The 23,259-nt window shown below is 45.3% G+C and carries 21 protein-coding genes, 7 tRNA genes and 1 pseudogene; 26 read left to right on the top strand and 3 right to left on the bottom strand.

All coding sequences use genetic code 11. The features are described from left to right. Positions 1–7 precede the first annotated feature (7 nt). The 5 genes from QME20_RS03445 to QME20_RS03425 all read left to right on the top strand — a co-directional run bounded on the left by QME20_RS03445 (position 8) and on the right by QME20_RS03425 (position 6,041). Positions 8–2,080, top strand: a complete 2,073-nt coding sequence (locus QME20_RS03445; RefSeq protein ID WP_168532668.1) for an EAL domain-containing protein — start codon at positions 8–10, stop codon at positions 2,078–2,080. Between the two features lie 298 nt (positions 2,081–2,378). Next, a complete protein-coding gene (locus QME20_RS03440; protein ID WP_223866688.1) occupies positions 2,379–2,660 on the top strand; it encodes a calcium-binding protein in 282 nt (93 codons plus the stop codon). Between the two features lie 60 nt (positions 2,661–2,720). Then, positions 2,721–4,118 (top strand): HAMP domain-containing sensor histidine kinase, encoded by a 1,398-nt coding sequence (locus QME20_RS03435; protein ID WP_014948855.1) that lies wholly within the window; start codon positions 2,721–2,723, stop codon positions 4,116–4,118. A 1-nt stretch (position 4,119) separates the two neighbouring features. Beyond that, on the top strand, positions 4,120–4,704 hold the full coding sequence (locus QME20_RS03430; RefSeq protein ID WP_281715456.1) for a hypothetical protein: 585 nt from the start codon (positions 4,120–4,122) through the stop codon (positions 4,702–4,704). Continuing rightward, entirely contained in the window at positions 4,701–6,041 is a 1,341-nt protein-coding gene (locus QME20_RS03425) for a sigma 54-interacting transcriptional regulator (protein ID WP_014948857.1), read from the top strand. The genes QME20_RS03430 and QME20_RS03425 overlap by 4 nt, the downstream gene beginning before the upstream one ends. Positions 6,042–6,091: 50 nt before the next feature. Here QME20_RS03425 and QME20_RS03420 read toward each other — a convergent pair. Next, positions 6,092–6,943, bottom strand: a pseudogene (locus tag QME20_RS03420) (DUF72 domain-containing protein). 247 nt (positions 6,944–7,190) lie between these two features. Here QME20_RS03420 and aspS point away from each other — a divergent pair. The 20 genes from aspS (at position 7,191) to QME20_RS03320 (ending at position 19,856) form a co-directional block, all read left to right on the top strand. Next, on the top strand, positions 7,191–8,951 hold the full coding sequence (gene aspS / locus QME20_RS03415) for an aspartate--tRNA ligase (RefSeq protein ID WP_014948860.1): 1,761 nt from the start codon (positions 7,191–7,193) through the stop codon (positions 8,949–8,951). A 3-nt stretch (positions 8,952–8,954) separates the two neighbouring features. Continuing rightward, positions 8,955–9,395 carry a dihydroneopterin triphosphate diphosphatase gene (gene nudB / locus QME20_RS03410; RefSeq protein ID WP_039216775.1) on the top strand — a complete coding sequence of 147 codons (441 nt, stop codon included), beginning with the start codon at positions 8,955–8,957 and terminating at the stop codon, positions 9,393–9,395. Continuing rightward, complete coding sequence (gene ruvC, locus QME20_RS03405) at positions 9,395–9,913, top strand: crossover junction endodeoxyribonuclease RuvC (RefSeq protein WP_039216777.1); 519 nt, start codon at positions 9,395–9,397, stop codon at positions 9,911–9,913. The genes nudB and ruvC overlap by 1 nt, the downstream gene beginning before the upstream one ends. 36 nt (positions 9,914–9,949) lie before the next feature. Then, positions 9,950–10,570 carry a Holliday junction branch migration protein RuvA gene (ruvA, locus tag QME20_RS03400; protein WP_014948863.1) on the top strand — a complete coding sequence of 207 codons (621 nt, stop codon included), beginning with the start codon at positions 9,950–9,952 and terminating at the stop codon, positions 10,568–10,570. 68 nt (positions 10,571–10,638) lie between these two features. Continuing rightward, positions 10,639–11,643 carry a Holliday junction branch migration DNA helicase RuvB gene (gene ruvB / locus QME20_RS03395; RefSeq protein WP_039216778.1) on the top strand — a complete coding sequence of 335 codons (1,005 nt, stop codon included), beginning with the start codon at positions 10,639–10,641 and terminating at the stop codon, positions 11,641–11,643. Between the two features lie 586 nt (positions 11,644–12,229). Then, complete coding sequence (ybgC, locus tag QME20_RS03390) at positions 12,230–12,628, top strand: tol-pal system-associated acyl-CoA thioesterase (protein WP_014948865.1); 399 nt, start codon at positions 12,230–12,232, stop codon at positions 12,626–12,628. Beyond that, complete coding sequence (tolQ, locus tag QME20_RS03385; protein ID WP_014948866.1) at positions 12,618–13,307, top strand: protein TolQ; 690 nt, start codon at positions 12,618–12,620, stop codon at positions 13,305–13,307. Before ybgC ends, tolQ begins: the two co-directional genes overlap by 11 nt. A 30-nt stretch (positions 13,308–13,337) precedes the next feature. Beyond that, entirely contained in the window at positions 13,338–13,757 is a 420-nt protein-coding gene (gene tolR / locus QME20_RS03380; RefSeq protein WP_061485248.1) for a protein TolR, read from the top strand. Positions 13,758–13,764: 7 nt separating this feature from the next. After that, positions 13,765–14,658, top strand: a complete 894-nt coding sequence (gene tolA / locus QME20_RS03375; protein ID WP_278344751.1) for a cell envelope integrity protein TolA — start codon at positions 13,765–13,767, stop codon at positions 14,656–14,658. Positions 14,659–14,662: 4 nt separating this feature from the next. Beyond that, positions 14,663–16,018: a Tol-Pal system beta propeller repeat protein TolB gene (gene tolB, locus QME20_RS03370; protein WP_281715455.1), complete on the top strand. Its 1,356-nt coding sequence runs from the start codon at positions 14,663–14,665 to the stop codon at positions 16,016–16,018. Positions 16,019–16,058: 40 nt separating this feature from the next. Further along, a complete protein-coding gene (gene pal, locus QME20_RS03365; protein WP_014948870.1) occupies positions 16,059–16,625 on the top strand; it encodes a peptidoglycan-associated lipoprotein Pal in 567 nt (188 codons plus the stop codon). Continuing rightward, positions 16,625–17,419 (top strand): tol-pal system protein YbgF, encoded by a 795-nt coding sequence (gene ybgF / locus QME20_RS03360; protein ID WP_014948871.1) that lies wholly within the window; start codon positions 16,625–16,627, stop codon positions 17,417–17,419. Before pal ends, ybgF begins: the two co-directional genes overlap by 1 nt. Before the next feature lie 292 nt (positions 17,420–17,711). Next, positions 17,712–17,787: transfer RNA gene (locus tag QME20_RS03355), tRNA-Lys, on the top strand. A 24-nt stretch (positions 17,788–17,811) separates the two neighbouring features. After that, a tRNA-Lys gene (locus QME20_RS03350) sits at positions 17,812–17,887 on the top strand. 38 nt (positions 17,888–17,925) lie between these two features. Further along, positions 17,926–18,001, top strand: a tRNA-Lys gene (locus QME20_RS03345). Between the two features lie 38 nt (positions 18,002–18,039). After that, positions 18,040–18,115: transfer RNA gene (locus tag QME20_RS03340), tRNA-Lys, on the top strand. A 38-nt stretch (positions 18,116–18,153) separates the two neighbouring features. Further along, positions 18,154–18,229, top strand: a tRNA-Lys gene (locus QME20_RS03335). 38 nt (positions 18,230–18,267) lie between these two features. Next, positions 18,268–18,343 (top strand) — tRNA-Lys (locus QME20_RS03330). Between the two features lie 244 nt (positions 18,344–18,587). Beyond that, the gene (nadA, locus tag QME20_RS03325; protein ID WP_014948872.1) at positions 18,588–19,643 is read left to right on the top strand and encodes a quinolinate synthase NadA; all 1,056 of its coding nucleotides are present in this window, start codon (positions 18,588–18,590) and stop codon (positions 19,641–19,643) included. 122 nt (positions 19,644–19,765) lie between these two features. Next, positions 19,766–19,856: transfer RNA gene (locus tag QME20_RS03320), tRNA-Ser, on the top strand. Positions 19,857–20,043: 187 nt separating this feature from the next. On the opposite strand, the gene QME20_RS03315 is transcribed toward QME20_RS03320, so the two are convergent. Then, the gene (locus QME20_RS03315) at positions 20,044–20,478 is read right to left on the bottom strand and encodes a hypothetical protein (RefSeq protein WP_039233464.1); all 435 of its coding nucleotides are present in this window, start codon (positions 20,476–20,478) and stop codon (positions 20,044–20,046) included. Positions 20,479–20,714: 236 nt separating this feature from the next. Continuing rightward, entirely contained in the window at positions 20,715–21,884 is a 1,170-nt protein-coding gene (locus tag QME20_RS03310) for a patatin family protein (RefSeq protein WP_281715454.1), read from the bottom strand. A 220-nt stretch (positions 21,885–22,104) separates the two neighbouring features. Here QME20_RS03310 and QME20_RS03305 point away from each other — a divergent pair, with 220 nt between their 5' ends. After that, the gene (locus QME20_RS03305; RefSeq protein ID WP_281715453.1) at positions 22,105–23,121 is read left to right on the top strand and encodes a 2-dehydropantoate 2-reductase; all 1,017 of its coding nucleotides are present in this window, start codon (positions 22,105–22,107) and stop codon (positions 23,119–23,121) included. Positions 23,122–23,259: the final 138 nt, after the last annotated feature.

Raw genomic sequence — 23,259 nt, 5'->3', positions numbered from 1 at the left:
TAGTTGAGTGTTTAGAACGTTGAAAATCCCAATTGGGCTTGTCATTGCATTGACTATGTCGGTGCTGGCGCTCTCTGTGGTAATTGTTAATAAATTAGAACACAACGCTTCTGTGGTGGATGTGGTTAAAGGCAATACCGCGACGTTAAGTAACGCTTTGTCGCTGCAGTTATTGGTTGTCATGGAGCGAAGTCCCGGTGATAACGCATTATTTTCCTCTCTTTTTCAACCGATAAAAGAACACGATAATCTTATTTCCGCCACGCTATATGACAACGACTATCAAGTCATTTCCACTATTCAACCTGATTCCTTAAGCCAGCTTTCCAATCAATCTGTTCCACTTGATCCTGCAGAAATTCCATTTGGTGTTACGCAATACGACAATGTTATCACTGCCCATCAAATTGTAGGTAGTAGCCTATACCCACTTGGACATGTTGTTCTTTATGTGGATATTGAAGACACCATGGCGGCAAGTTCAGCCCGCCAGCTCATTAAGCAAGTGCCTATCGTTATCGCGGTTTGGCTGCTTTGCACTGGCACTTGTGTCTTTATTTTATACCGTTTGATTTCTCCTATTGGGTCGCTGAGGCAGTTTACTCAAGAAGTATTTGAGTCAAAAGATTATGCGCTGCGCAGTTCACTTAATACATCTAATGAAATTGGACAGTTATCGAATAACATTAATAGTTTATTGGATACCATTGAAGTTGAGTTATTTATCAACTTTGAGCAAAAGCAAACATTGGTTGATCAACAAGAAACCATGTCTCGTCTGGCAAACTTCGATAGTTTAACCGGTCTTCCCAATCGACAGTTTGTTCTCGATAACTTAAGACTTGAGCTAGCCAGAGCCAAAAGAAATGATGAAGACTTGCTGCTCCTGTTTTTTGATTTAGATGGGTTTAAGGGCATCAATGATTCTTTAGGACATGAAACCGGAGACCTCATTCTCATAGAGGTTGCTGACAGAGTTCAGTGTTTGCTGCGCGACGGCGATTTATTCGCGCGACTGGGAGGGGATGAGTTCTTAGTACTGCCCGATAGAGATGTGACTACTGACCAAGCGCAAAGCTTGGCAACGCGACTTATTACCGCATTTGATGAGCCTTTTGAACTGCGTGGCTTATCACTAACGGTAGGTTTAAGCGTTGGAATTGCTACGGCTTCCGATGCGGGCTACGACCTAAGCGAGCTGATGAGCAATGCAGACCTTGCAATGTATCGTTCAAAAGCGCGAGGGCGGGGCAGCTACACACTGTTTACACCTGATATGGTTGAGTCGCATAAGCGTAAACTCCACTTAGCTAACGGTATTGAGCAAGGAATCAGCAACGATGAGTTTGTTGTTTATTACCAGGTTAAAGTTAACAACGAAGGGAATGTAATAGGCGTAGAAGCGCTTATTCGTTGGCAACATCCTGAATTTGGCTTGGTCATGCCGAACGAGTTTATCCCCATTGCTGAGCAGGGCGGTAAGATCACTGCAATTACCCGTTGGGTAATTAAGCGCGTTTGTATTGATATGCCAGATTTAAAACAATGGGCCACGTCTCCGTTTAGAGCCTCAATCAATTTATCTGGACATGATTTGCGAAGCTCGCAGCTGTTTGACTACATCTACAATACTTTCAAGCTTTATGACATCAACCCAGAAAACATTGAATTTGAAGTGACAGAAAGTGCGTATCTAGAAAACTTTACTCTTTCAAACAAGTTCTTCAGACGCATCGGAAATATGGGGTGCGCCATAGCTCTAGATGATTTTGGAACGGGTTACTCCTCGTTAAGTTACCTGACGCAAATCAATATCGACACGCTAAAAGTTGACCGACAGTTTGTAATGGAAATTCAAACTTCAGAACGAAGCCGTCTTGTGACTGGGGCAATTATTGATTTGGCGAAAAGACTGTCACTCTCGGTATGTGCTGAGGGCATAGAAAACCTTGAACAGTGGAATTATCTTAGAGAGCATGGATGTGACAATGTGCAAGGATTTATGTTTAGCAAGCCCATCCCCTTATCGGAGCTCACTTGCTCTCCCTCCCATTACAGCGATAGCAGTTTCTCTGTATAGCAAGGCATCGATAAAGCCACTTTGACATACAGTGTTTCAAAGTGGTGTTTCTTTTTTGCAACATTTAACCTGTATGCTGAGTTCTTAATAGTATATTTATTTATATATGTCGCTGTTTTTATTGTGCTTTTTCTTTTTGGTCTGAAAATCGCATAAGCAGTTTGAATGCAATTATGATAGTGGTTAATTGAAGACTAGTGGTAGTATCCATGAGCTTTAATAGCAGCATAACCTGATAACACAGGGCTGGTATCAAAGCGGATTGAGAAGGATTTTAAAAGCGTTTAGCGGAGGATTCATGATGAAACGTCTCGAAAAAGTTTTCTTAGCACTTTGTGCTGTTGCTGCAGTACAAGCCATTTCAGTAGCGGACGCGTACGCAAGTCCAGCGCGCTCGTTGATGCAGGAATTAGACACAGATAAAGACGGTCTGATATCACTTAAAGAAGCCGTTCGACACACAGGTCTACTGCGTAACTTTGGGCTGATTGATGACAACGAAGATGGCAAACTTTCCGAAGCCGAATTGGCAAAAAGCAAGTTGACGCCAGGCAATGAAAAGCTCACAGCAAGTGAGTAGATAAAATAATATATTTAAGAGGGTAAGGTTCTGATAAACAAGGTTTCGTTTGGTGAACGCTTGGTACAACTTGGTTCACTAAGGCAGTTGACGCTAGGTAGTTTTGTACTGGCCCTTATCCCTCTTATAGCCTTACTTTGGCAAAGTCAAAGCGACTTAGCCAAAGTGGGTCAAATGACAACACTTGAAACACGGTTTGTTGTCGATGTTGTTAGCGACATGCAAAGACTCGATAACGCGGTCGTTGACGTAGAGCGCAGCATTCGCCAATTTGCTGTGTTGAGAAATGATAGGGTGGCCTCTCTTTCTGATAACGCCATCGATCAATTTGCCGTGGCCGCTGACAATCTATGTCAGGCTCTCTCGGTACCAACTACCTGCACACGACTTTCTGAACAGCTAAATCAATTAGCCGAATATCGAGCGATTGAAGACCAGCTTTTACTCAATGCTTACCTTGCATCGGTGGGCGATAGCGTCGACCAGCTTCGCGACGATGTCGAAGCCGCTATTACTGAACGTGTCAAAGTCCAGCAAGATGACTTAAATGCCATGCAAGCAAAACAAGCTTGGTCTACAGCTATGCTTGTAAGCGTTTCGTTATTGCTAATACTGATGGGGAGTCAACTTATTGTTAACCCCGTTAACAACTTAAAAAAGATTATAAGGATCATGGCCCACAGCGATGGTCAGCTTCCACCCCTTTCAAGACAAGCGCCAAAAGAACTGATTGATGTAGAGAAAGATTTACATTGGCTTTATGATCGACTACAGCAGTTGGAGCATATTAGAACCGCCTTGCTGCGACACGCTGCTCACGAGCTCAAAACTCCGCTTGCCAGCATTAAAGAAGGCTGCAGCTTGTTGTCTGAAAACGTGGTGGGCGAGTTGAATAACAGTCAACGCGAAGTACTTTCGCTACTTACTGCTAGCACGCAAAGGCTCAACACGCTGGTGGAAAAGTTGCTCGACTACAACCTGCTGTTGCAACAAGCTCAGCCAAAAATGGTACAAAGTGACGTTAGTAAGTTAGTTTCTGCTTGTTTAGAAGATTACGCGCTCGCCATTCAGGATAGAGAAGTGGAAGTAAAGATAACTGCGTCCGAGGTGCGTATAGACGAGGAGCTGTTTAGAAGAATACTTGATAACTTGGTGTCCAATGCAGTCGCGCATGGCGCAGTGGGAAGACCGATAAATATTAGCCTTTATAACGAAAACGATAATCTTGTACTGGATGTTGCCAATCGCGGTAAGCGTATTGCTCCAGAGTCAGTACATACTTTATTTGAACCTTTTATCCGAGGAACCGAGCCGAGAAACGACAATGTCATTGGGACGGGTTTAGGGTTATCAATTGTTGCCGATTGCGCTCGACTGATGCATGGTGATGTGCGTGTTGTAGATGTAGACTATGCCGATGTTTGCTTTAGAGTGACCATTGGGCAACAGGAAAAATAAAATGAGAATAAGTGGTTTAATTGTCGCCTTACTGGTGCTGACAGGATGTCAGAGTTTAACCAGGAACAACGACAACGCAGGTGAGCCAGAAAAGGTGACGCCTGTAGCTAAAATAGAACGTGGCCTTTGTTTATTTGTTGAGCCTCCACAGGGGTTCGAGCACAATTGCGATGCAACGTATTGGCTAAACACGTGGATTTCTGCAGCTAATCAACCTTGGTTAGAGCGAAAGCAGGCATTAAAAGCATTGGGCGACTCGGCTTTCGATACGCTGCATGCCTACATTTTAACCTTACCTACTGACACCCCTTATCAAGACAGATTACGCGCGCAATTGGCCGTAGACGATATCGCTAATAAATTCACACCAACAGCTCAGGAAGTAATTAACGTTATTGCTGGGTCGCATAACAACCAGATCATGCAGCTTGAGTCTGCCATGGTGGTATTAGAGCAGGAAAATACTTCTCGTGGTGAGAAAGTAAAAGCACTTGAAATTGAAGCAGTTAACCTGCGCAAAAAACTAGAAGAATTGTTGCAGATTGAAGCAACACTGATGGATAAAAACAGGAGTACACAACAGTGAGCGAAAAGGCGAGTAGTAACCCTAACTTATTGTTGGTAGATGACGATAAGAGCTTATTGCGCTTATTAACCATTCGTCTGGAAGGTGAAGGTTATGAGGTGACCGCAGTGGAAGACGGTCAATCAGCGTTAAGAAAGCTTCAAAACGACAACTACGATGTAGTATTAAGTGACTTGCGTATGCCGGGCTTAGATGGTCTGAGTTTGTTTGAAGAAATTATGGGAATTAGAAAAGATATTCCTGTAATTCTGATGACGGCTCACGGCACCATTGCTGATGCGGTAGCAGCCACTCAGCGTGGTGTATTTGGGTTTTTGCCTAAACCTGTCGATCACGACGAATTACGCGCGCTGCTGCAAAAAGCACTTAGCCAGTCTCAAGCTGCACAGCCTGGGGATTGGGCAAAGGACATCATTACCCGTTCTCCAGAAATGCTAAATGTACTAGACCAGGCGTTCCGCATAGCTCAGCGTGAAGTGTCTGTGCTTATTAGCGGCGCGAGCGGTACAGGTAAAGAGTTACTTGCTAATGCCATTCATAAAGCCAGTAACCGCAGCGACAAACCATTTGTGGCTATTAACTGTGGAGCATTACCTGAAAACTTGCTTGAGTCTGAGCTATTTGGTCATGCCAAAGGTGCGTTTACCGGTGCTGTAGCTGCTCACCCTGGTCTGTTTAGAGAAGCCGACGGCGGTACCTTGTTCTTGGATGAGATTGGCGATATGCCGATGACGCTGCAGGTAAAACTGCTGCGTGCATTACAAGAGCGTCAAATTCGTCCAGTAGGTAGTAGCAAGCACGTAGACATCGATGTGCGTATCATTTCTGCAACGCACAAAGACTTGCACAAAGAAATGGAAGAAGGCACCTTCCGCGAAGACTTGTATTACCGACTAAATGTAGTCAATCTCAAGCTTCCTTCGCTGAAATCGCGTAGCGAGGACATCCCTTTACTTGCGCGATCATTACTACAACAAAGTGCGCAGCGTCATGGCGTAAACGTAAGTCAGTTCTCAGATGACGCAATGCAGCAGTTAGTGACCTCATCTTGGCCAGGTAACGTACGCCAGCTAGTGAACGTGGTTGAACAGTGTGTGGCGTTAACACAAACGCCGGTTATTCCGCTTCATTTGGTCGAGCAGGCTCTTTCAGCAACCAAGCAAAGCTGGCCTACGCTCACAGAAGCGCGCGATGCCTTTGAGCAACAATACCTTCACAAGCTTCTTAAAATGACCGACGGCAACGTAACGCGCGCGGCAGAGCTTGCTGGTAGAAATAGAACTGATATGCACAAGCTTATGAAAAAGCACGAGCTAGACGCAGCTGATTTCAGATAGACATAGTCGAGCTTAGAGAGTTATTAAACGCATCACTGTTTAGTGATGCGTTAAAACAAGGCATTCTGCTCTGGTTGGCTTTTGATAGATAGGTTATTTAGCACAAGTGATGGATTATCGTTGTTATACAAATCGATAAACTGCTGCGCTAACCAGGGAGCATCTTTGTTGTCTGGGCGGTGACAAAAAAAGTACACGTCTTTTCCTTCACTTTGCCAAATCTTCACTTTTTTCACCCAAGGCAATAAACAGCGTTGGTTGTCATCATCAACATCATTGCCTACAAAGCGCACAATGGGAGTATGGCCTGTAGCAATAACATTTACTGGTACACGAGGCTTTTTCTCTCGCACTTCCTCTAGCATCGCACGTCTATTTGTTCACCCTGCGTCTAAAGAGCCAGTGAAAAGCGCTCGGGTGTCCATAATGATTCTGTTCGCACCGTGGCGGATCAAAAGTTGATTAAGCGCCTTTTCCTCGTCACCCTTTGCAAAAAACGCCAAGTGGCGCACTTCAACCGCTATGTTTAATTCTTGAGGTAACGCCGCTAAAAAGGTATCCAAAATGGATAGCTTTTCTGGCCCAAAAGAAGCGGGCAGTTGCAGCATCATGACTCCTAGCTTTTCTTTTAACGGGCTTAATAAAGCAAGCTGTTGGGCAACCTCTTCATAACAATGCTGTAATTGATGTACATGAGTAATGTTCTGGTGAAATTTGAAAGTAAATCTAAAGTGATCGGGTGTTGAATTGCACCATCTTGCTACAGCGTCTTGGTGAGGAAGAGAGTAAAATGTGGTATTCCCTTCAACCGTATTACACTCCTTAGCATACAGCGACAATCCATTATCAGACTTGGGATAATTAGCAAACCACGTGCTTGGCCAATGGCTGTGTTGCCACATTGGTAATCCAATATAGAGATTTCCTTGTGATATGGCTGATTTGTTCATATTTGTCATTGGGCTTTATCAAGCATTTGTTTATACTATGCGGCCTTTAAATCATTACATTATGCATGTTGTGGGCGGGCCAGCTTATTGGCCAGCAAGTTTACGCGATTTTTGGCAAAGTCTTAAGCCCAAAAGTAAGCGGTTTTGAACGCCAATTCACTGCATGCGAAGCAAGAAAAAACATCAGGGGTCAAGGACCATGCGCACAGATTACTGTGGGAATATCGATTCATCATACATTGGACAAGAAGTTACCCTTTGCGGGTGGGTTAATAAGCGTCGCGATTTAGGCGGTGTAATTTTCATCGACTTACGCGACCGCGAAGGTATCGTACAAGTGGTGTTCGACCCAGATTTACCAGACGTGCTATCGGTTGCTAACACGTTGCGTAGCGAATTCTGCGTAAAGCTAACGGGTAAAGTGCGTGCGCGCCCTGAAGGTCAAGTAAATAAAGACATGCGCACTGGCGAGATTGAGATCCTAGGCACAGGCCTTGAAGTGATCAACAAGTCTGACGTGCTTCCACTGGACTGGAACCAAGAAAACTCCGAAGAACAGCGCCTTCGCTATCGTTATCTAGATCTTCGCCGTCCTGTAATGAGCCAGCGTTTACAATTCCGTGCAAAAGTAACCGGTGCTGTACGTCGCTTCCTAGAAGAAGAAGGTTTCCTTGATATTGAAACCCCTATTCTTACAAAGGCAACGCCAGAAGGTGCACGTGACTACCTAGTGCCAAGCCGCACGCACAAAGGTGAGTTCTTTGCACTTCCGCAATCGCCACAGCTTTTCAAACAGCTTCTGATGATGTCGGGCATGGACCGTTACTATCAAATTGTTAAGTGCTTCCGCGACGAAGACTTACGTGCCGACCGTCAGCCAGAATTTACCCAAATCGATATTGAGACCACGTTCTTAGATGCCGATGGCGTAATGTCTATTACCGAGCGCATGATCCGCGACTTGTTCAACAAAATGCTAAACGTTGACCTTGGCGACTTCCCGCGCATGACGTACAAAGAAGCCATGACGCGCTTTGGTAGCGACAAGCCAGACCTACGTAACCCGCTAGAGTTAACAGACGTTGCAGACCTGCTTGCTAACGTTGACTTTAAAGTATTCAGCGGCCCGGCAAACGACCCTAAAGGTCGCGTAGCAGCTATTCGCGTACCTGGTGGGGCGTCGCTTTCGCGTAAGCAAATAGACGAATACACTAAATTTGTAGGTATTTACGGCGCGAAAGGTCTGGCTTGGATTAAAGTTAACGATGCTGGTGCAGGTCTTGAAGGTCTACAGTCGCCAATCCTTAAATTCCTAACTGAAGACATCACTAACGCCATGCTAGAGCGCACTGGCGCACAAAGTGGCGATATTCTATTGTTTGGTGCAGACAGCTACACTGTGGTTACCGAAGCGATGGGCGCACTTCGTCTTAAGCTTGGTGAAGACTTTGAGCTTCTTGAAGGCGAGTGGAAGCCACTTTGGGTTGTTGACTTCCCAATGTTTGAAGAGTTTGACGGTCAGCTTCACGCTATTCACCACCCGTTTACCGCGCCACGTGGTTTAACGCCAGAAGAACTTAAAGCTAACCCAGCTGAAGCCTTATCTGACGCTTACGATATGGTATTGAACGGTGTTGAATTAGGCGGTGGTTCTGTACGTATTCACAATGAAGACATGCAGTCTACGGTATTCAACATTCTTGGCATTGACGATGAAGAAGCGAAGAACAAGTTTGGCTTCTTGCTAGACGCACTGCGCTTTGGTGCGCCGCCGCATGCAGGTCTTGCGTTTGGTCTAGACCGTCTGGTAATGCTTATGACTGGCGCGACGTCTATTCGTGATGTTATGGCATTCCCTAAAACGACCACAGCGGCATGTCCGTTAACATCGGCGCCTAGCCCTGCAAATCCACAGCAGCTTGAAGAGCTAGCTATTGCAACGGTGAAAAAGCAATCGTAATTTATGGCGTATAAGAAGCCTGAATCTGCACTGGTAGTGTTGTATGACCAACACTACCGAGTGCTGCTTTTGCAACGACAAGATGACCCCACCTTTTGGCAGTCGGTAACCGGCGCGTTAGAAGAGGGGGAGTTACCCTTAGAAACAGCATATCGTGAAGTGTGTGAAGAAATTGGCATCGATGCCAAAGCGCACGGCTTTGTGGTTAACGATCACGATAAGCAAAACCAATACGAAATTCGTAGCCGCTGGCTACATCGCTATCCTCCTGGTACTGTGCACAACACAGAACACGTATTTTCCCTTCAAATAAACAGCGAATTACCCATTGTTTTGACAGAGCACTTGCAGTACGAATGGGTGTCGAAAGAGGAAGCGCTAGCGCGTTTATGGTCTCCCTCTAATAAAGAAGCGGTATCTTTGTTTGTACCGAGTGTGCCTTAATGGTTATACTGGGTATAGATCCAGGTTCTCGGATCACAGGCTACGGTTTAATTGCACGCAAGCAAGGTAAACTGGTGTATTTAGCAAGCGGATGCATTCGCGTTGGAACGGCAGATTTGCCTTCTCGTCTTGCTAATATTTTTACCGGGGTTGGCGATATTATTCGTCAATATAAACCCGACCAATTTGCTATTGAGCAAGTATTTATGGCGAAAAACCCTGATTCAGCGTTAAAGCTTGGTCAGGCCAGAGGTGCCGCCATTGTGGCAGCCACCCAAGCGCAACTTCCTGTTGCTGAATACAGCGCAAGGCAAATTAAGCAGTCGGTAGTTGGAAAAGGTGGCGCAGATAAAACGCAAGTTCAGCACATGGTAAAACACCTGCTTAGCTTAAGCGGCACGCCACAGGCCGATGCTGCCGATGCATTAGCCGTTGCCTTGTGTCATGCACACACCGAACAGAGCCTGATAAACATGGCAGGGCAAGCCCGAAAAACCGTTCGTGGTCGTTTGCGCTAGTACTGCTTAAAGCTCACGCTTTTACAGAGATAATTCATGATTGGACGAATTCGCGGTACGTTGGCTGAGAAACAGCCTCCAGAAATTCTTGTAGATGTAGCCGGTGTTGGCTACGAAATTCACATGCCTATGACCAGTTTCTACCAGCTTCCCGCGGTGGGTGAAGAAGTGGTGGTGTACACACATTTTGTGGTTCGTGAAGACGCCCAATTGCTGTTTGGTTTTGCTGATAAAATGGAAAGAGGGCTTTTCCGAGAATTGATCAAAGCCAATGGTGTAGGCCCAAAGTTAGGCCTTGCTATTTTATCTGGAATGTCGGCAAGCCAGTTCTTGGCAAGTGTACAAAATGAAGATGTTTCTGCACTCGTCAGCTTACCGGGTATAGGTAAGAAAACCGCAGAGCGTTTAGTGGTAGAGCTTAAAGACCGCCTAGCAAAATTTGGCAAGGCGCAGAGTATTGCTGTACCACCTCCAAGTGGCGACTTGCTATCCACCAACACTATTGTTGCTGTAAACGACGCTCGGGAAGAAGCACAAAGCGCGCTTATTGCACTGGGCTATAAACCTGCTCAAGCGAGCAAGCTAGTTGACAGCGTATATAAAGAGGGCATGGAAAGTGAAGCCCTTATTCGCGAATCATTAAAAGCGGCCATATAATGGCGCTCAACGAAGACAGCGGTTCTTAGTCTGCCTGTCTTCACGTCACCGTTTAAAGTAGAACTATCATGATTGAAGCCGACAGACTGATTACGCCTGAAGCCAGCACCGAAGACGAGGTCATCGACCGCGCCATTCGCCCTAAAATGCTGGAAGACTATACGGGGCAGCCTCACGTATGTGAGCAAATGGAAATTTTTATTCAAGCTGCGCGTAATCGCGACGATGCGCTAGACCATCTACTTATTTTCGGTCCGCCAGGACTGGGTAAAACCACGCTTGCGAACATTGTGGCAAATGAAATGGGCGTAAACATTAAAACCACGTCAGGCCCTGTGCTTGAGAAAGCTGGCGACTTGGCTGCACTGCTTACCAACCTTGAGCGCAATGATGTATTGTTCATAGACGAAATACATCGCTTAAGTCCAGTGGTAGAGGAAATTCTTTATCCTGCCATGGAAGACTATCAGCTTGATATTATGATAGGCGAGGGGCCTGCCGCCCGTTCAATTAAGCTAGACCTTCCTCCTTTTACACTGGTAGGCGCTACCACCCGCGCAGGCTCGCTAACGTCGCCATTACGCGACCGTTTCGGTATTGTTCAACGCCTTGAGTTTTACAACGTAAAAGACCTCACCAGTATTGTGGCAAGAAGCGCGAGCTATCTGAATTTAGACATGAACGAGGAAGGTGCGCAAGAAGTGGCACGTCGCTCGCGGGGCACGCCGCGTATCGCCAACCGTTTGTTACGCCGTGTTCGGGATTATGCTGAAATTAAATCTGACGGCACGGTGGGCGCCGACGTTGCGGCCAAAGCTTTAGATATGCTTGATGTAGACAAAGAAGGCTTTGACTACATGGACCGCAAATTGCTTACTGCTATTATCGAAAAGTTTGATGGTGGGCCAGTAGGCTTAGACAATTTGGCAGCAGCCATTGGTGAAGAGAAAGAAACCATAGAAGACGTGATTGAACCCTTCCTTATTCAACAGGGCTTTTTACAGCGCACGCCTCGAGGCCGTATTGTGTCTCAGCGAGCCTATCTTCACTTTGGCTTCGCTCCGTCTGAATAATCTACCGTCCCTTTGTAAGAAGCAACAGATTCGTTTTAAAGGCCTAGCTGGATTGCTGGGCTTTTTTTGGTAACACCGAGAATACAGAAGCCGTTTCAAACGCTACAAGTAAATGCTCGTATGGGGGGAGCTGTCATTCCAGAGCATTGAAAGTGGATGGCGAATTATCGCATAGCCCAAGTTAAGCATGGGCCGCCAATATTTTGTTTTGTACAGATGCTAAATTACAGGCAAAAAAAAGCCCGCTCATTGAGCGGGCTAAAACAACAAGTGTTGAAGGAAATAAATCCAGGGAACTCATGTCTAACAGGAGAATAACTCTTGCATGACCGTGCTAAGCACCATCACGCTCTGTACGACTGATGCTGTGCATTATAGGGAGAGCATAAAAAACTACAATTGAGTAAAATTGTTGGTTTGAATTAGAAAAACTAATGTGTTAACTGGATGTTTCGCATTGGTTTATTTTTGATTAAATGTTAGCTTTGGTGGGCTCTGTGGGGAGGTTTTGTTCTGCATTTTGTCGCGCCAATTAGTTATTTTAACTCCGCTTTGGATTATTAAATTTTTGGGTGAAGGAATAGTTATGCATTTACATCAGGTAAGAGTGTATTACGAAGATACCGACGCAGGCGGTATCGTCTATTATGCGAATTACCTAAAGTTTATGGAGCGAGCCCGTACAGAGTGGCTTCGCGAGCTAGGTTTTGAACAAGACACGCTGATGGAACAATCCATCGCTTTCGTCGTCAAACACGTTGAAATGCATAACTATGCGCCTGCGCGGTTCAATCAACTGTTGAGTATTGAAACTCGCGTTGTAGAATTGAAAGGCGCTAGTATGACGTTTCAACAAATTATTAAAAATGAACAAGGCGTTACATTGGTATCGGGAGATATCAAGGTTGCCTGCGTCGATTTGGCCGTTATGAAGCCAAAAAGATTACCACGTACTTTGTTAGGGGAAATTTCGCGTGTCATCTGATCTCACTTTTATTGGCTTGTTTTTACAAGCGAGTTTTATTGTTCAACTAGTTATGCTTTTGTTATTAAGCGTGTCGATAGCCTCGTGGACATTTATTTTCCAACGCAGCAAGGCGTTGTCGGCGGCACGCAACGAAATGCGTCAGTTTGAAGATAAGTTCTGGTCAGGCGCTGATCTTAACCGTCTTTATCAAGAGCTTTCTGCCAGAACTAACCTAACAGGCATGGGCAGCATCTTTTGCTCAGGCTTTAAAGAGTTTGTTCGCCTGCGCAAATCTAACACCGCTACCAACGGTATCGTCGACGGTACATACCGTGCTATGCGCGTTTCTATGTCTCGTCAAGTCGAAGAACTAGAAAGTCGTTTACCCTTTTTAGCAACAGCAGGCTCAATCAGTCCTTACATTGGCCTATTCGGTACTGTGTGGGGGATCATGAACGCCTTCATCGCACTAGGTGAAGTGCAACAAGCCACCCTTGCGATGGTAGCGCCCGGTATTGCAGAAGCACTAATTGCAACTGCTATCGGCCTATTTGCTGCCATCCCAGCCGTAATTGCATACAACCGCTTCAGCCATCAGGTTGAGAAGCTAGAAAATAGCTATGGCAACTTCATGGAAGAGTTCTCTGCAATCCTTCATCGCCAAGCCGTTGCTGCGCAAGCACAACAACAAGCCTAAGCGTTTACATTCCAAAACGGAGGACTTGTTATGTATGTAAGAAAACGCCGCAGGCCGGTATCTGAGATAAACGTAGTGCCCTACATCGACGTAATGCTGGTGCTACTTATTATCTTTATGGTAACGGCGCCGCTTATTTCTCAAGGGGTAAAGGTAGATTTGCCTAAAGCAAGTGCCAACCCGATAGAGCAAGAAGATACACCACCTATTATTGCGTCAGTGGATGTTAAAGGTCGCTACTTCCTTAATGTAGGCGAAGACCAGGAATCGCCAATTAGCGAAGATGAGCTTGGCGCTATTGTAAAAGCACAATTGACCAAAGAGCCCAATACGCCCGTAGTGGTAAAAGGCGATGGACAAGTAGCGTATAACGAAGTGATACAGCTAATGGTGTTATTACAGCAGGCGGGTGTGCCTTCAGTAGGGTTAATGACGGATCCGGTTGAGTAATATAGATATGTCGAAACCTGAAGTGTCGAAAAGCACATCAACCGCTAGCCACTCAAACAACGCCAGTAACGGTGTAAGTGGTGATAAAAAGAACGGCAAAAGTGCCAAGCAAGCCAACAGTATAAGCCCAGAACAATTAGGCTTGTACAAGTCCATTGGTTTGCATCTTTTTATTGCTGCGCTGTTGCTAATTAGCGTCAGTTTCTCTCCTGACCCTTTGCCAAGTATGCCGTCGAATGCGCCTGTGATAGAAGCGACGTTTATTGATGCGCAAGCGATTGCGGATCAAAAAAGGGAGCAGGCACAAGCTGAAGCTCAAGCGAGAGCCGAAGAGCAAGAAAGGCAAAGAAAAGCAGAAGCCGCGGCAGAGAAAAAACGCCAGCAGAAGCTAGCAGCCAAGCGTGCGAAAGAGAAGCGTGAAGCAGAAGCGGCTGAAGCGAAACGTCAGAAAGACTTGGAGCGCTTAGCGGCGCAGAAGGAACAAGAGCGTAAGGAGCGCGAAGCAAAAGCGAAAGCTGAGGCTGAGCGAAAGAAAAAAGAAGCAGCTGAACGCGCTGAAATGGAAAGGATCATGCAAGAGCAGCTTGCAAAAGAACAAGCTGCTCAGCAAGAACGTAGGCGAAAACAGGTACTTACTGAAGTAGAGCGTTATACCGCGCTTATTCAGCAAACCATAAAGCGCAATTTGTATTCGGACGACAGCTATCAAGGCAAAACCTGTCGATTGAATATTCGGTTAGCAACGACAGGGTTTGTTACGAGTATTCGTGTACTCGGCGGCAATGATGCGCTGTGTAGAGCGGCTGAAAGCGCGGTTCGCAGGGCCGAAAAGTTACCGGTATCTGATGCGCCAGACGTTTACGAGCAGTTAAAAGACATTACTTTAAAAGTGGAATTATAGTGGTATGAAAAAACTAGGTTTATGGATAGCGCTTATTACGATGGCATTCAGTGCCAACGTGTTTGCATCCTTAGAAATTGTGATAACCGAGGGCGTAGATAGTGCACGTCCAATCGGGGTTGTGCCATTTAAATGGAAAGGTCAAGGCAGTATGCCTGGCGATATTTCTAAAGTGGTGATGGCCGACTTAATGCGTAGTGGTAAGTTCAATCCGGTATCTGTCGACAAAATGCCACAGTACCCAGAGACAGCGGAGCAAGTGTCTTTCACTGCATGGGCAACCTTAGGTGTGGACACGGTTTTAGTAGGAAGTATTGAGCCACAAGCAGGCGACCGTTACCTTGTATCCTATGAGTTGATTGATGTACTTAAAGGGCAAGTTGACAATGGGCAGGCTAAAGTACTCAAAGACGGCAAGTTGGTATCGAGTAATGATCACGTACTAGCTGCCCGTCAGGCAGTGATCAACGGTCGAGATTTTCGCCAGTATGCGCATCGAATTAGCGACATTGTGTATGAAAAATTGACCGGTGTTCGCGGTGCCTTTTTAACGAAAATTGCTTACGTCATTGTTCGCGACCGTGACACGGTTGAAAAACCTTACCAATTAGTCATTGCAGACTACGATGGTGAGAACGAAACGCGCTTGTTGTCTTCGCCAGAGCCGCTTATGTCGCCAGTGTGGTCGCCTGATGGCGAGAAGCTTGCCTACGTTAGTTTTGAAAATCGTAGACCGCAAATATTCATTCAGAATATCTACACCAGCGAGCGTACGCGCATTACTGATTTCCCTGGAATAAATAGTAGCCCGGTGTTTTCACCAGATGGCAAGCAACTTGCAATGGTTTTATCGAAAGATGGAAACCCTGAACTCTATGTGATGGACTTAGCGACAAAAAATCTTCGCCGAGTAACACGAAATAGAGCGATTGATACGGAGCCCGCGTGGCTACCAGACGGCAGTGGGTTAATATTTAGCTCGGAACGGGGTGGTAAACCCCAGATATATAGCGTAAATTTAAATTCTGGGAAAGTAAGGCGAGTTACCTTTGTAGGTGAACAGAACCTTGGCGGTACGATTTCCCCAGACGGCAAGCAAATGATTATGGTAAACCAAACTAATGGGAACTATCACATTGCGAAGCAGTCTTTGGATGGTGGATCACCTCAAGTACTGACACGGACGTACTTAGATGAATCACCAAGTGTAGCGCCGAATGGAAGCATGATTATATACAGCACCCTTCACGAGGGAACCCAAGTGTTGTCACTGGTTTCTTTAGATGGGCGTTTTAAAGCTAGGTTACCAGCAGCCAATGGGCAAGTTAAATCGCCAAGTTGGTCACCATTTTTGTTCTAACAATTTAACGACTAAACAATAAAATTTAAGGATTAGTAGGATGCAAATGAATAAAGTGATGAAGAGCTTCATTATCGCATTGCCAGTAGTGACAATGATGGCATGTTCTTCAGGCCCTAGCGAAGAAGAATTGGCAGCAGAGCGTAACCGCCTTGCACAAGAACAAGCGGCTGCGGAAGCGGAAGCACGTGAAGCTGAAGCACAGCGCGTTAAAGCAGAAGCTGCACAGCGTATGAAGCGTCAGGAAGAAATGGTTCAGCAAGAAATGGAAGCGCTGAAAAACGAACAAACCGTTTACTTTGACTTTGACCGCTCAAGCATCAAGCCAGAGTTCCAGCGTATTCTAGACAAGCACGCGGCGTTTTTGGTGAAAAACCCAAGCACTAAAGTGACTATTGAAGGTCACACTGATAGCCGTGGCACGCCAGAGTACAACATCGCGCTAGGCGAACGTCGTGCACAGTCTGTTGAAACTTACCTACTTAATGCTGGCGTAAGCAGCAGCCAAGTAACAGTAGTTTCATACGGTGAAGAAAAACCAGCAGTGATGGGTTCTACTGAGTATGCATTTGCTCAAAACCGTCGCGGAGTGGTTGTTTACCGCTAATGACTATTCTAACGAATAAGACATTAAAAATGGGCGTCACTTTATGTGCCGCCCTTGCTGTTTCTACCGCATTTGCGCAAGCGCCTGTGGTAGACGCCAATGGCGGCAGTGAATTAGAGCAGCGTATTGTTGTACTAGAGCGTATTGTTAAGAGCCGAACCGAAATGCAACACAGGCTTCAAACGCAGCTAGACAATATGCAAATGGAAGTCGACCAGCTGCGTGGTGCGGTTGAAGTTAATACCAATGAACTTCAAAAAGTACTTGAGCGTCAACGTGAGCTTTATCTTGAAATAGATAAACGCGTGGAGGCACTTAAGCAAAGCGGCGCGCTACAAGGTAGTGCCATGCCTAGTGCAGGTGTTGATTCGGGCTCTGTGAGCTCTCCAACAGCATCTACACCAACGCAAGCACCGCAAGCAGGTGAAGATGAAGCCTACGAAAATGCGGTGAATTTGATCCTTAAGTCTCGTGAGTACGATAAAGCCATTCCTGCGTTTCAATCGTTCATTTCACGCTTTCCCAACAGTGGTTACGCACCAAATGCGCACTATTGGTTAGGGCAACTGTTGTTTAATAAGCAGCAGTGGAGCGAAGCAAGTGAACAATTTAATATTGTAGCTAATCGCTTTACCGATTCTTCCAAGCGTCCTGATGCCTTATTAAAACTAGGTGTCATTGCTGAGCGAACGGGAGACAGTTCAACAGCACGTCAGCTGTTCCAACAAGTTGTAAATGATTACCCTGATTCTTCGGCGAAACGCCTCGCTGAATCTCGGTTAAATAACTTGTAATGAACAAAGCCTCTTTTAAAGAGGCTTTTTTATGAGTTAGAGAAAAGTTTTTTTCAAAAAATTCCATTTAGAGTGCATAAAACTTCTGCACCAAATTTCACTGTATTTCGTAAAAATCTGACTAAACTCAATTAGCACTGGTATAAATACTCAGCGATTTGTTTTCATTTTGACCGTTTAGTCGTAATTTGACAGAAAAATGAAAATAAAAGGACGTTATGGGTTGCGTCGAATAAAAATCTGAGTATTATATGCCGCCGTTGCCAAGACACAGGCAACAACAGGAAAGAAAGGGTCGTTAGCTCAGTTGGTAGAGCAGTTGACTTTTAATCAATTGGTCGCTGGTTCGAATCCAGCACGACCCACCACTTTCTCTCCTAGCATCAAATGATGGGTCGTTAGCTCAGTTGGTAGAGCAGTTGACTTTTAATCAATTGGTCGCTGGTTCGAATCCAGCACGACCCACCATCATTTGAATTGCGAAACTTATCTGTGTGTCACTTGATGGGTCGTTAGCTCAGTTGGTAGAGCAGTTGACTTTTAATCAATTGGTCGCTGGTTCGAATCCAGCACGACCCACCATCATTTGAATTGCGAAACTTATCTGTGTGTCACTTGATGGGTCGTTAGCTCAGTTGGTAGAGCAGTTGACTTTTAATCAATTGGTCGCTGGTTCGAATCCAGCACGACCCACCATCATTTGAATTGCGAAACTTATCTGTGTGTCACTTGATGGGTCGTTAGCTCAGTTGGTAGAGCAGTTGACTTTTAATCAATTGGTCGCTGGTTCGAATCCAGCACGACCCACCATCATTTGAATTGCGAAACTTATCTGTGTGTCACTTGATGGGTCGTTAGCTCAGTTGGTAGAGCAGTTGACTTTTAATCAATTGGTCGCTGGTTCGAATCCAGCACGACCCACCATCAAGTCTCAAGCTCAAATATTCCTTTTTTAAATAATCTCCTCAGTACAAAACGCCAATGCTTATTGCGTTTTAAAACGCTACTCGTCTCATTTGCACTTTGATCTGGTTTACCTAACCCCATGTAGTAAAACAGGTAAGCATAACTACGACTATTTAATTACCCTTATGTTGATTAGGTAGTGTGTAATTTTTATGACAGTTGGGTATAATCCGCACCCTTGTCGCAAAAGAGATGTAGGTTAATGTCAGTAGCATTTCGAGTGGATCAGGTAGAGTACCCGTTCCCAGCAAAACCACAGCCATTATCAGAAGCACGTAAAGCTGAGTTAAAGGCTGAGATCAAAGCTTTACTTAAGGCCCGTAACGCTGTGCTTGTCGCACACTATTACACCGACCATGAAATTCAAGCGTTAGCTGAAGAAACCGGCGGCTGCGTGGCAGACTCATTGGAAATGGCGCGCTTCGGAAGAGATGCACAAGAACAAACCTTAATTGTTGCTGGCGTTCGCTTCATGGGTGAAACGGCAAAAATTCTTAGCCCTGAAAAAACCGTACTAATGCCAACACTTGAAGCAACGTGTTCGCTTGATATTGGTTGCCCGGTAAAAGAGTTTAGCGAATTCTGTGATCAGCACCCTGACCACACTGTAGTAGTTTACGCAAATACATCAGCGGCAGTAAAAGCGCGCGCTGACTGGGTAGTAACGTCAAGCATCGCGCTTGAAATCGTTGAGCACTTAGACAGCCAGGGCAAGAAAATCATTTGGGGCCCTGACAGGCACTTAGGCTCGTACATTGCCAAGCAAACGGGTGCCGACATGCTAATGTGGCAGGGCGAGTGTATCGTTCACGACGAGTTCTCTGCACAGAAACTAGCAGACATGAAAGCACTGTATCCAAACGCCGCGATACTGGTTCACCCTGAATCACCCGCAAGTGTGGTAGAGATGGCAGATGCAGTTGGCTCAACCAGTCAGCTAATAAAAGCCTCGCAAACCATGGATAACGACACCTTTATTGTTGCTACCGATAAAGGCATCTTTTACAAGATGCAACAACTTACTCCAGAGAAGACGTTTATAGAGGCTCCAACGGGCGGTAACGGCGCTACTTGTAAAAGCTGTGCTCACTGCCCTTGGATGGCAATGAACGGCTTAGAAGCGATTAAGGCGTCTTTAACGGGTGAAACTGATGGGCATGAAATCTTTGTTGATGATGAATTGCGTAAAGGTGCACTCATTCCACTTGATCGCATGCTTAACTTCTCAGCCGAGTTAAAAGCGAAAGGCGGGCTATAAGCGCACGTTTTATAAGCACTTGCTGAATATTTTCCAGCAAGTTCTTGATTAAGCGCGCGGCTTTACCTACTATACGCGCGCTCAAGGGTTTTCGTCGTTGAAATCTTCTTGATACAAAATTTGGAGAGATGGCTGAGTGGCTGAAGGCGCACGCCTGGAAAGTGTGTATACGTTTATAGCGTATCGAGGGTTCGAATCCCTCTCTCTCCGCCAAATACTGAGAACCGGCTTTAGGCCGGTTTTTTTGTGCCTACCGATCAGCGCTGGATGATGCACGGACACTTTTCGCTTACGTAAAAAGAAACCCGCTATGAAGCGGGTTTCTTTTTAAACGCGATTGTTGCGACGCTGGTATGCTAAAGCTAATGGCTTTTCATCTGTGATGTCGCGCCGCTGCTAATTACTTCGCAACCTGCTGGTGAAGCTTGATTAGGTCAGGAAGCTTTTTCGCGTAAATCGCTTTCTTTGTACCTGGGTGAAGTAATTGGCTCACGAACGTGCGTAGGAAGCCAAGTACAAACGTTTGAACGCGATCAGCGTCTGCATCACTTGGGTTAGCAATAAGCTTTTCTGTCTCCGCTTGTACTTTGTGTACAATCGGGTCCATGGTGTCTTTTCCAGAAACTAGGTCATTACCAGTCACAACGCCTTTGCCAAGCAAGTCTCTAACTGCTGAGTATAAATCAGCAGAAACAGCATTAGACTGTCCCCAGTTCGCAATGTTGAATTCCTCAGCAATCTTATCTAGATCAGCAGTTGGGTCGTTCGACTTCAATAGGCTGTCGATAAGTTTATGGGCTTCAGTTTGTTTTACGGGTGTTGATAATTCTGACATGGTTACATTTAATGATTATGTGGGTGAGCGCGTTATAAATATTCTGCCAGACAATGTCAACCCGTTTGCCGCTAATAGTGGCAAGAACGGGCGAGGAGCTTGCTAAGACATGATGTAAACATGGCGAACAAAGCACCGAAATAGCACCGAAATAGCACAGAAATATTACTGAAAGAGTAGCAAAATAGAGAAAATGCACCTGCTGCCAAGCACCCTTTATCAAATGAGTAAACGGACTACGCGGAGATCCTATTCTCTTTGTCTACTTTATCTACCTTGCCTGTTCGACGTGCTGGGAAAGGCAACTTAATTGGACGTTTACGATTTAATGCAGCATGTTCTGATTTCACACTATAATTAGCGCTGTCTTTACTATGCATGCCCTTGGGTGCATCAGTTACATCGAAAAGCGGAGCAACAGGCTGTCTGTTTTCCTCTAGCTGGTAAGCAATGACTTTGTTTTCGGTTTCTAAAAAGGCACTTCCAGCTTGCTTACCAAGCTTATAATCGTGACGAAGTTGTGCGTCTGTACTACCTAACAATTTACTTTGAAGCTTATCTGACGCAAAAATTTGAATAACCTCTACGCCTTCTGGCGGGTTTTCAATAAATGCCAATTCTTTTTGATACGCTTGCTCGTGCTGCAGCAGATAGTCGATGGTCTTTGGGCACGTGCCCGTTGCGCACATTACCGCGCTTAACTTTTGTAGCCAAGGCGACTGTACTTGAAAGCCTCTATCTACGGTGCGAATAACTACGATTTTCGTCGCGCCGCGCTTGTATGCTTTGGTAACAGGCAACGGTGCAGCCAAGCCACCGTCTAGAAAGAAATCGGTATTGGCTGCCTGTTTCGTCTCGACGTCAATGTGCAGCGGTACGCCCTGTTTGTAAAGTAAAGGGAGGGCGCTCGAAGCCTTGATAAGATCGACCCAGTTGTGAGTACTTTTCATTGGATCGAGAAAATACGCCTGTCTGTCTCTGGAATTTGTGGCGGTAAATAAAATTTCTCTGTCCGCAACATTAGCCTTCGCAGTATCAAGATCAAGTAAACGGTTCGCTTCTTGGGTTTTGTCAAAGTACCAGTCTAAATCGACAATATGTTTGCCCATTAAACCTCTTCCCATTTGGAAAAAGCGTTTGTGTCGAGTTAAGCCGCGAATAAGACGCTTTGCATAGCCTTTTTGACGCGCCACAAAACTCGTTAAGTTCTGTGAACCTGCTGAAGTGCCAATAAGAATATCGAAAGGGTCGTGTCCGGCGTCTAACCATGTATCGAGTACGCCTGCCGTGAAAATTCCTCGCTGTCCACCACCTTCCGCAACCAAGGCAACTTTGCCATTGTTCGACATTTCAGCATTGCGTGCTTTTGAATAAGCGAGAGAAGGAGCAGATTGTTGACCCGACATGATAACCCTCTATTTGACCATGACTATAAATTGACTACTTGGTCTAATTGTAGGGAGATCACGACGCAGGAGAAAATTGAAAGAATAAATCGGACTGATAGGAAATAACTGATACTGAAACACTTTTTGTTATTTTATTGTGATTTTTGTGTTTACATTTTGATCATTTAATCGCAGTCTAACAAGGTGTTGAAAGCTAAACTTTCATTGGGAGTCAATAATGAAAATTGCCGTGTTAGGTGCGGGAAGTATTGGATGTTATGTAGCGGGCTGCCTGTTAGCCTCTGACCCCACATTGAGCGCCGCTAATGCACTTACGCTCATTGGCCGTCAGCGTTTATATGATGATATTACTGCTAATGGTCTTAAAATAACGGATTGGCAAGGGCGTGAGCAGCTAACAAAGCCTGAGCATATCGCTTTTTCAATTGAGAACGATAGTTTAAGTCATGCTGACGTCATTTTGCTTTGCGTTAAAAGCCAAGATACTGAGCAGGCTGCGGCAATAATCAATCAGCATGCAAAGCAATCAGCAGTCGTAGTCAGTCTTCAAAACGGAGTGGGTAATGCACACCTGCTTCGCCAGCACATAAAGCAATGCGTAATTGCAGGCATGGTGCCTTTCAATGTTTTTTATAAAGGCAACGGCCATTTTCACAGTGGTACTGAGGGTAATATTGCCCTTGAAGACCCCAATAACCAATGTAGTGACATCATAAAAGCGCTTAACAACGCGTCGTTGCCCGTTACGGTTTATAACGATATGAAAGCTGTACAATATGGCAAACTTATTATGAACTTGAATAACGCGGTCAATGCACTGTCGGGTATACCGCTGAAATCACAGCTAGGGGACAGGCAATATAGGTTGGTTATGGCAAAGGTGTTGTCCGAGGCGTTAGCAGTATTAAAAGCGGAAGGAATTGCACCAGCAAGAACCGGTAAGGTCATTCCCAAACTGATGCCAAAAATTATGAAGCTACCTAATTTTTTATTCAATGTGGTGGCTTCATCTACGCTTAAAATAGATCCCGAAGCTCGTTCATCAATGTATGAAGATTTGGCGCTGGGGCGACGAACGGAGATTGATTATTTGAACGGCGAGATAGTCAGGCTAGGTGAAAAAAATCACATAGCTACGCCAGTGAATAAGCATATTGTTAACCTGATCAAACAACACGAAGTTGCTCAGAAAGGAAGTCCTCACTTACCGGCAAATGCTTTACTGTTTAAGTGAAAGGTCTACCTAACGGTGTATTTCAACGTTAAATATTACAGTTTTGTGTCATTTTTATGTCAGAGCACTTGATTCTTATACTAATATGTATATCCTGCGTGCAAACTTCCGTTATATTTAGTGTGCTTTGCTTTTCCT

Origin of the sequence: Alteromonas sp. CyTr2, assembly GCF_947311905.1 — a bacterium.
Classification (GTDB): domain Bacteria; phylum Pseudomonadota; class Gammaproteobacteria; order Enterobacterales; family Alteromonadaceae; genus Alteromonas; species Alteromonas macleodii.
This window is presented reverse-complemented; position numbering and strand designations above follow the sequence as displayed.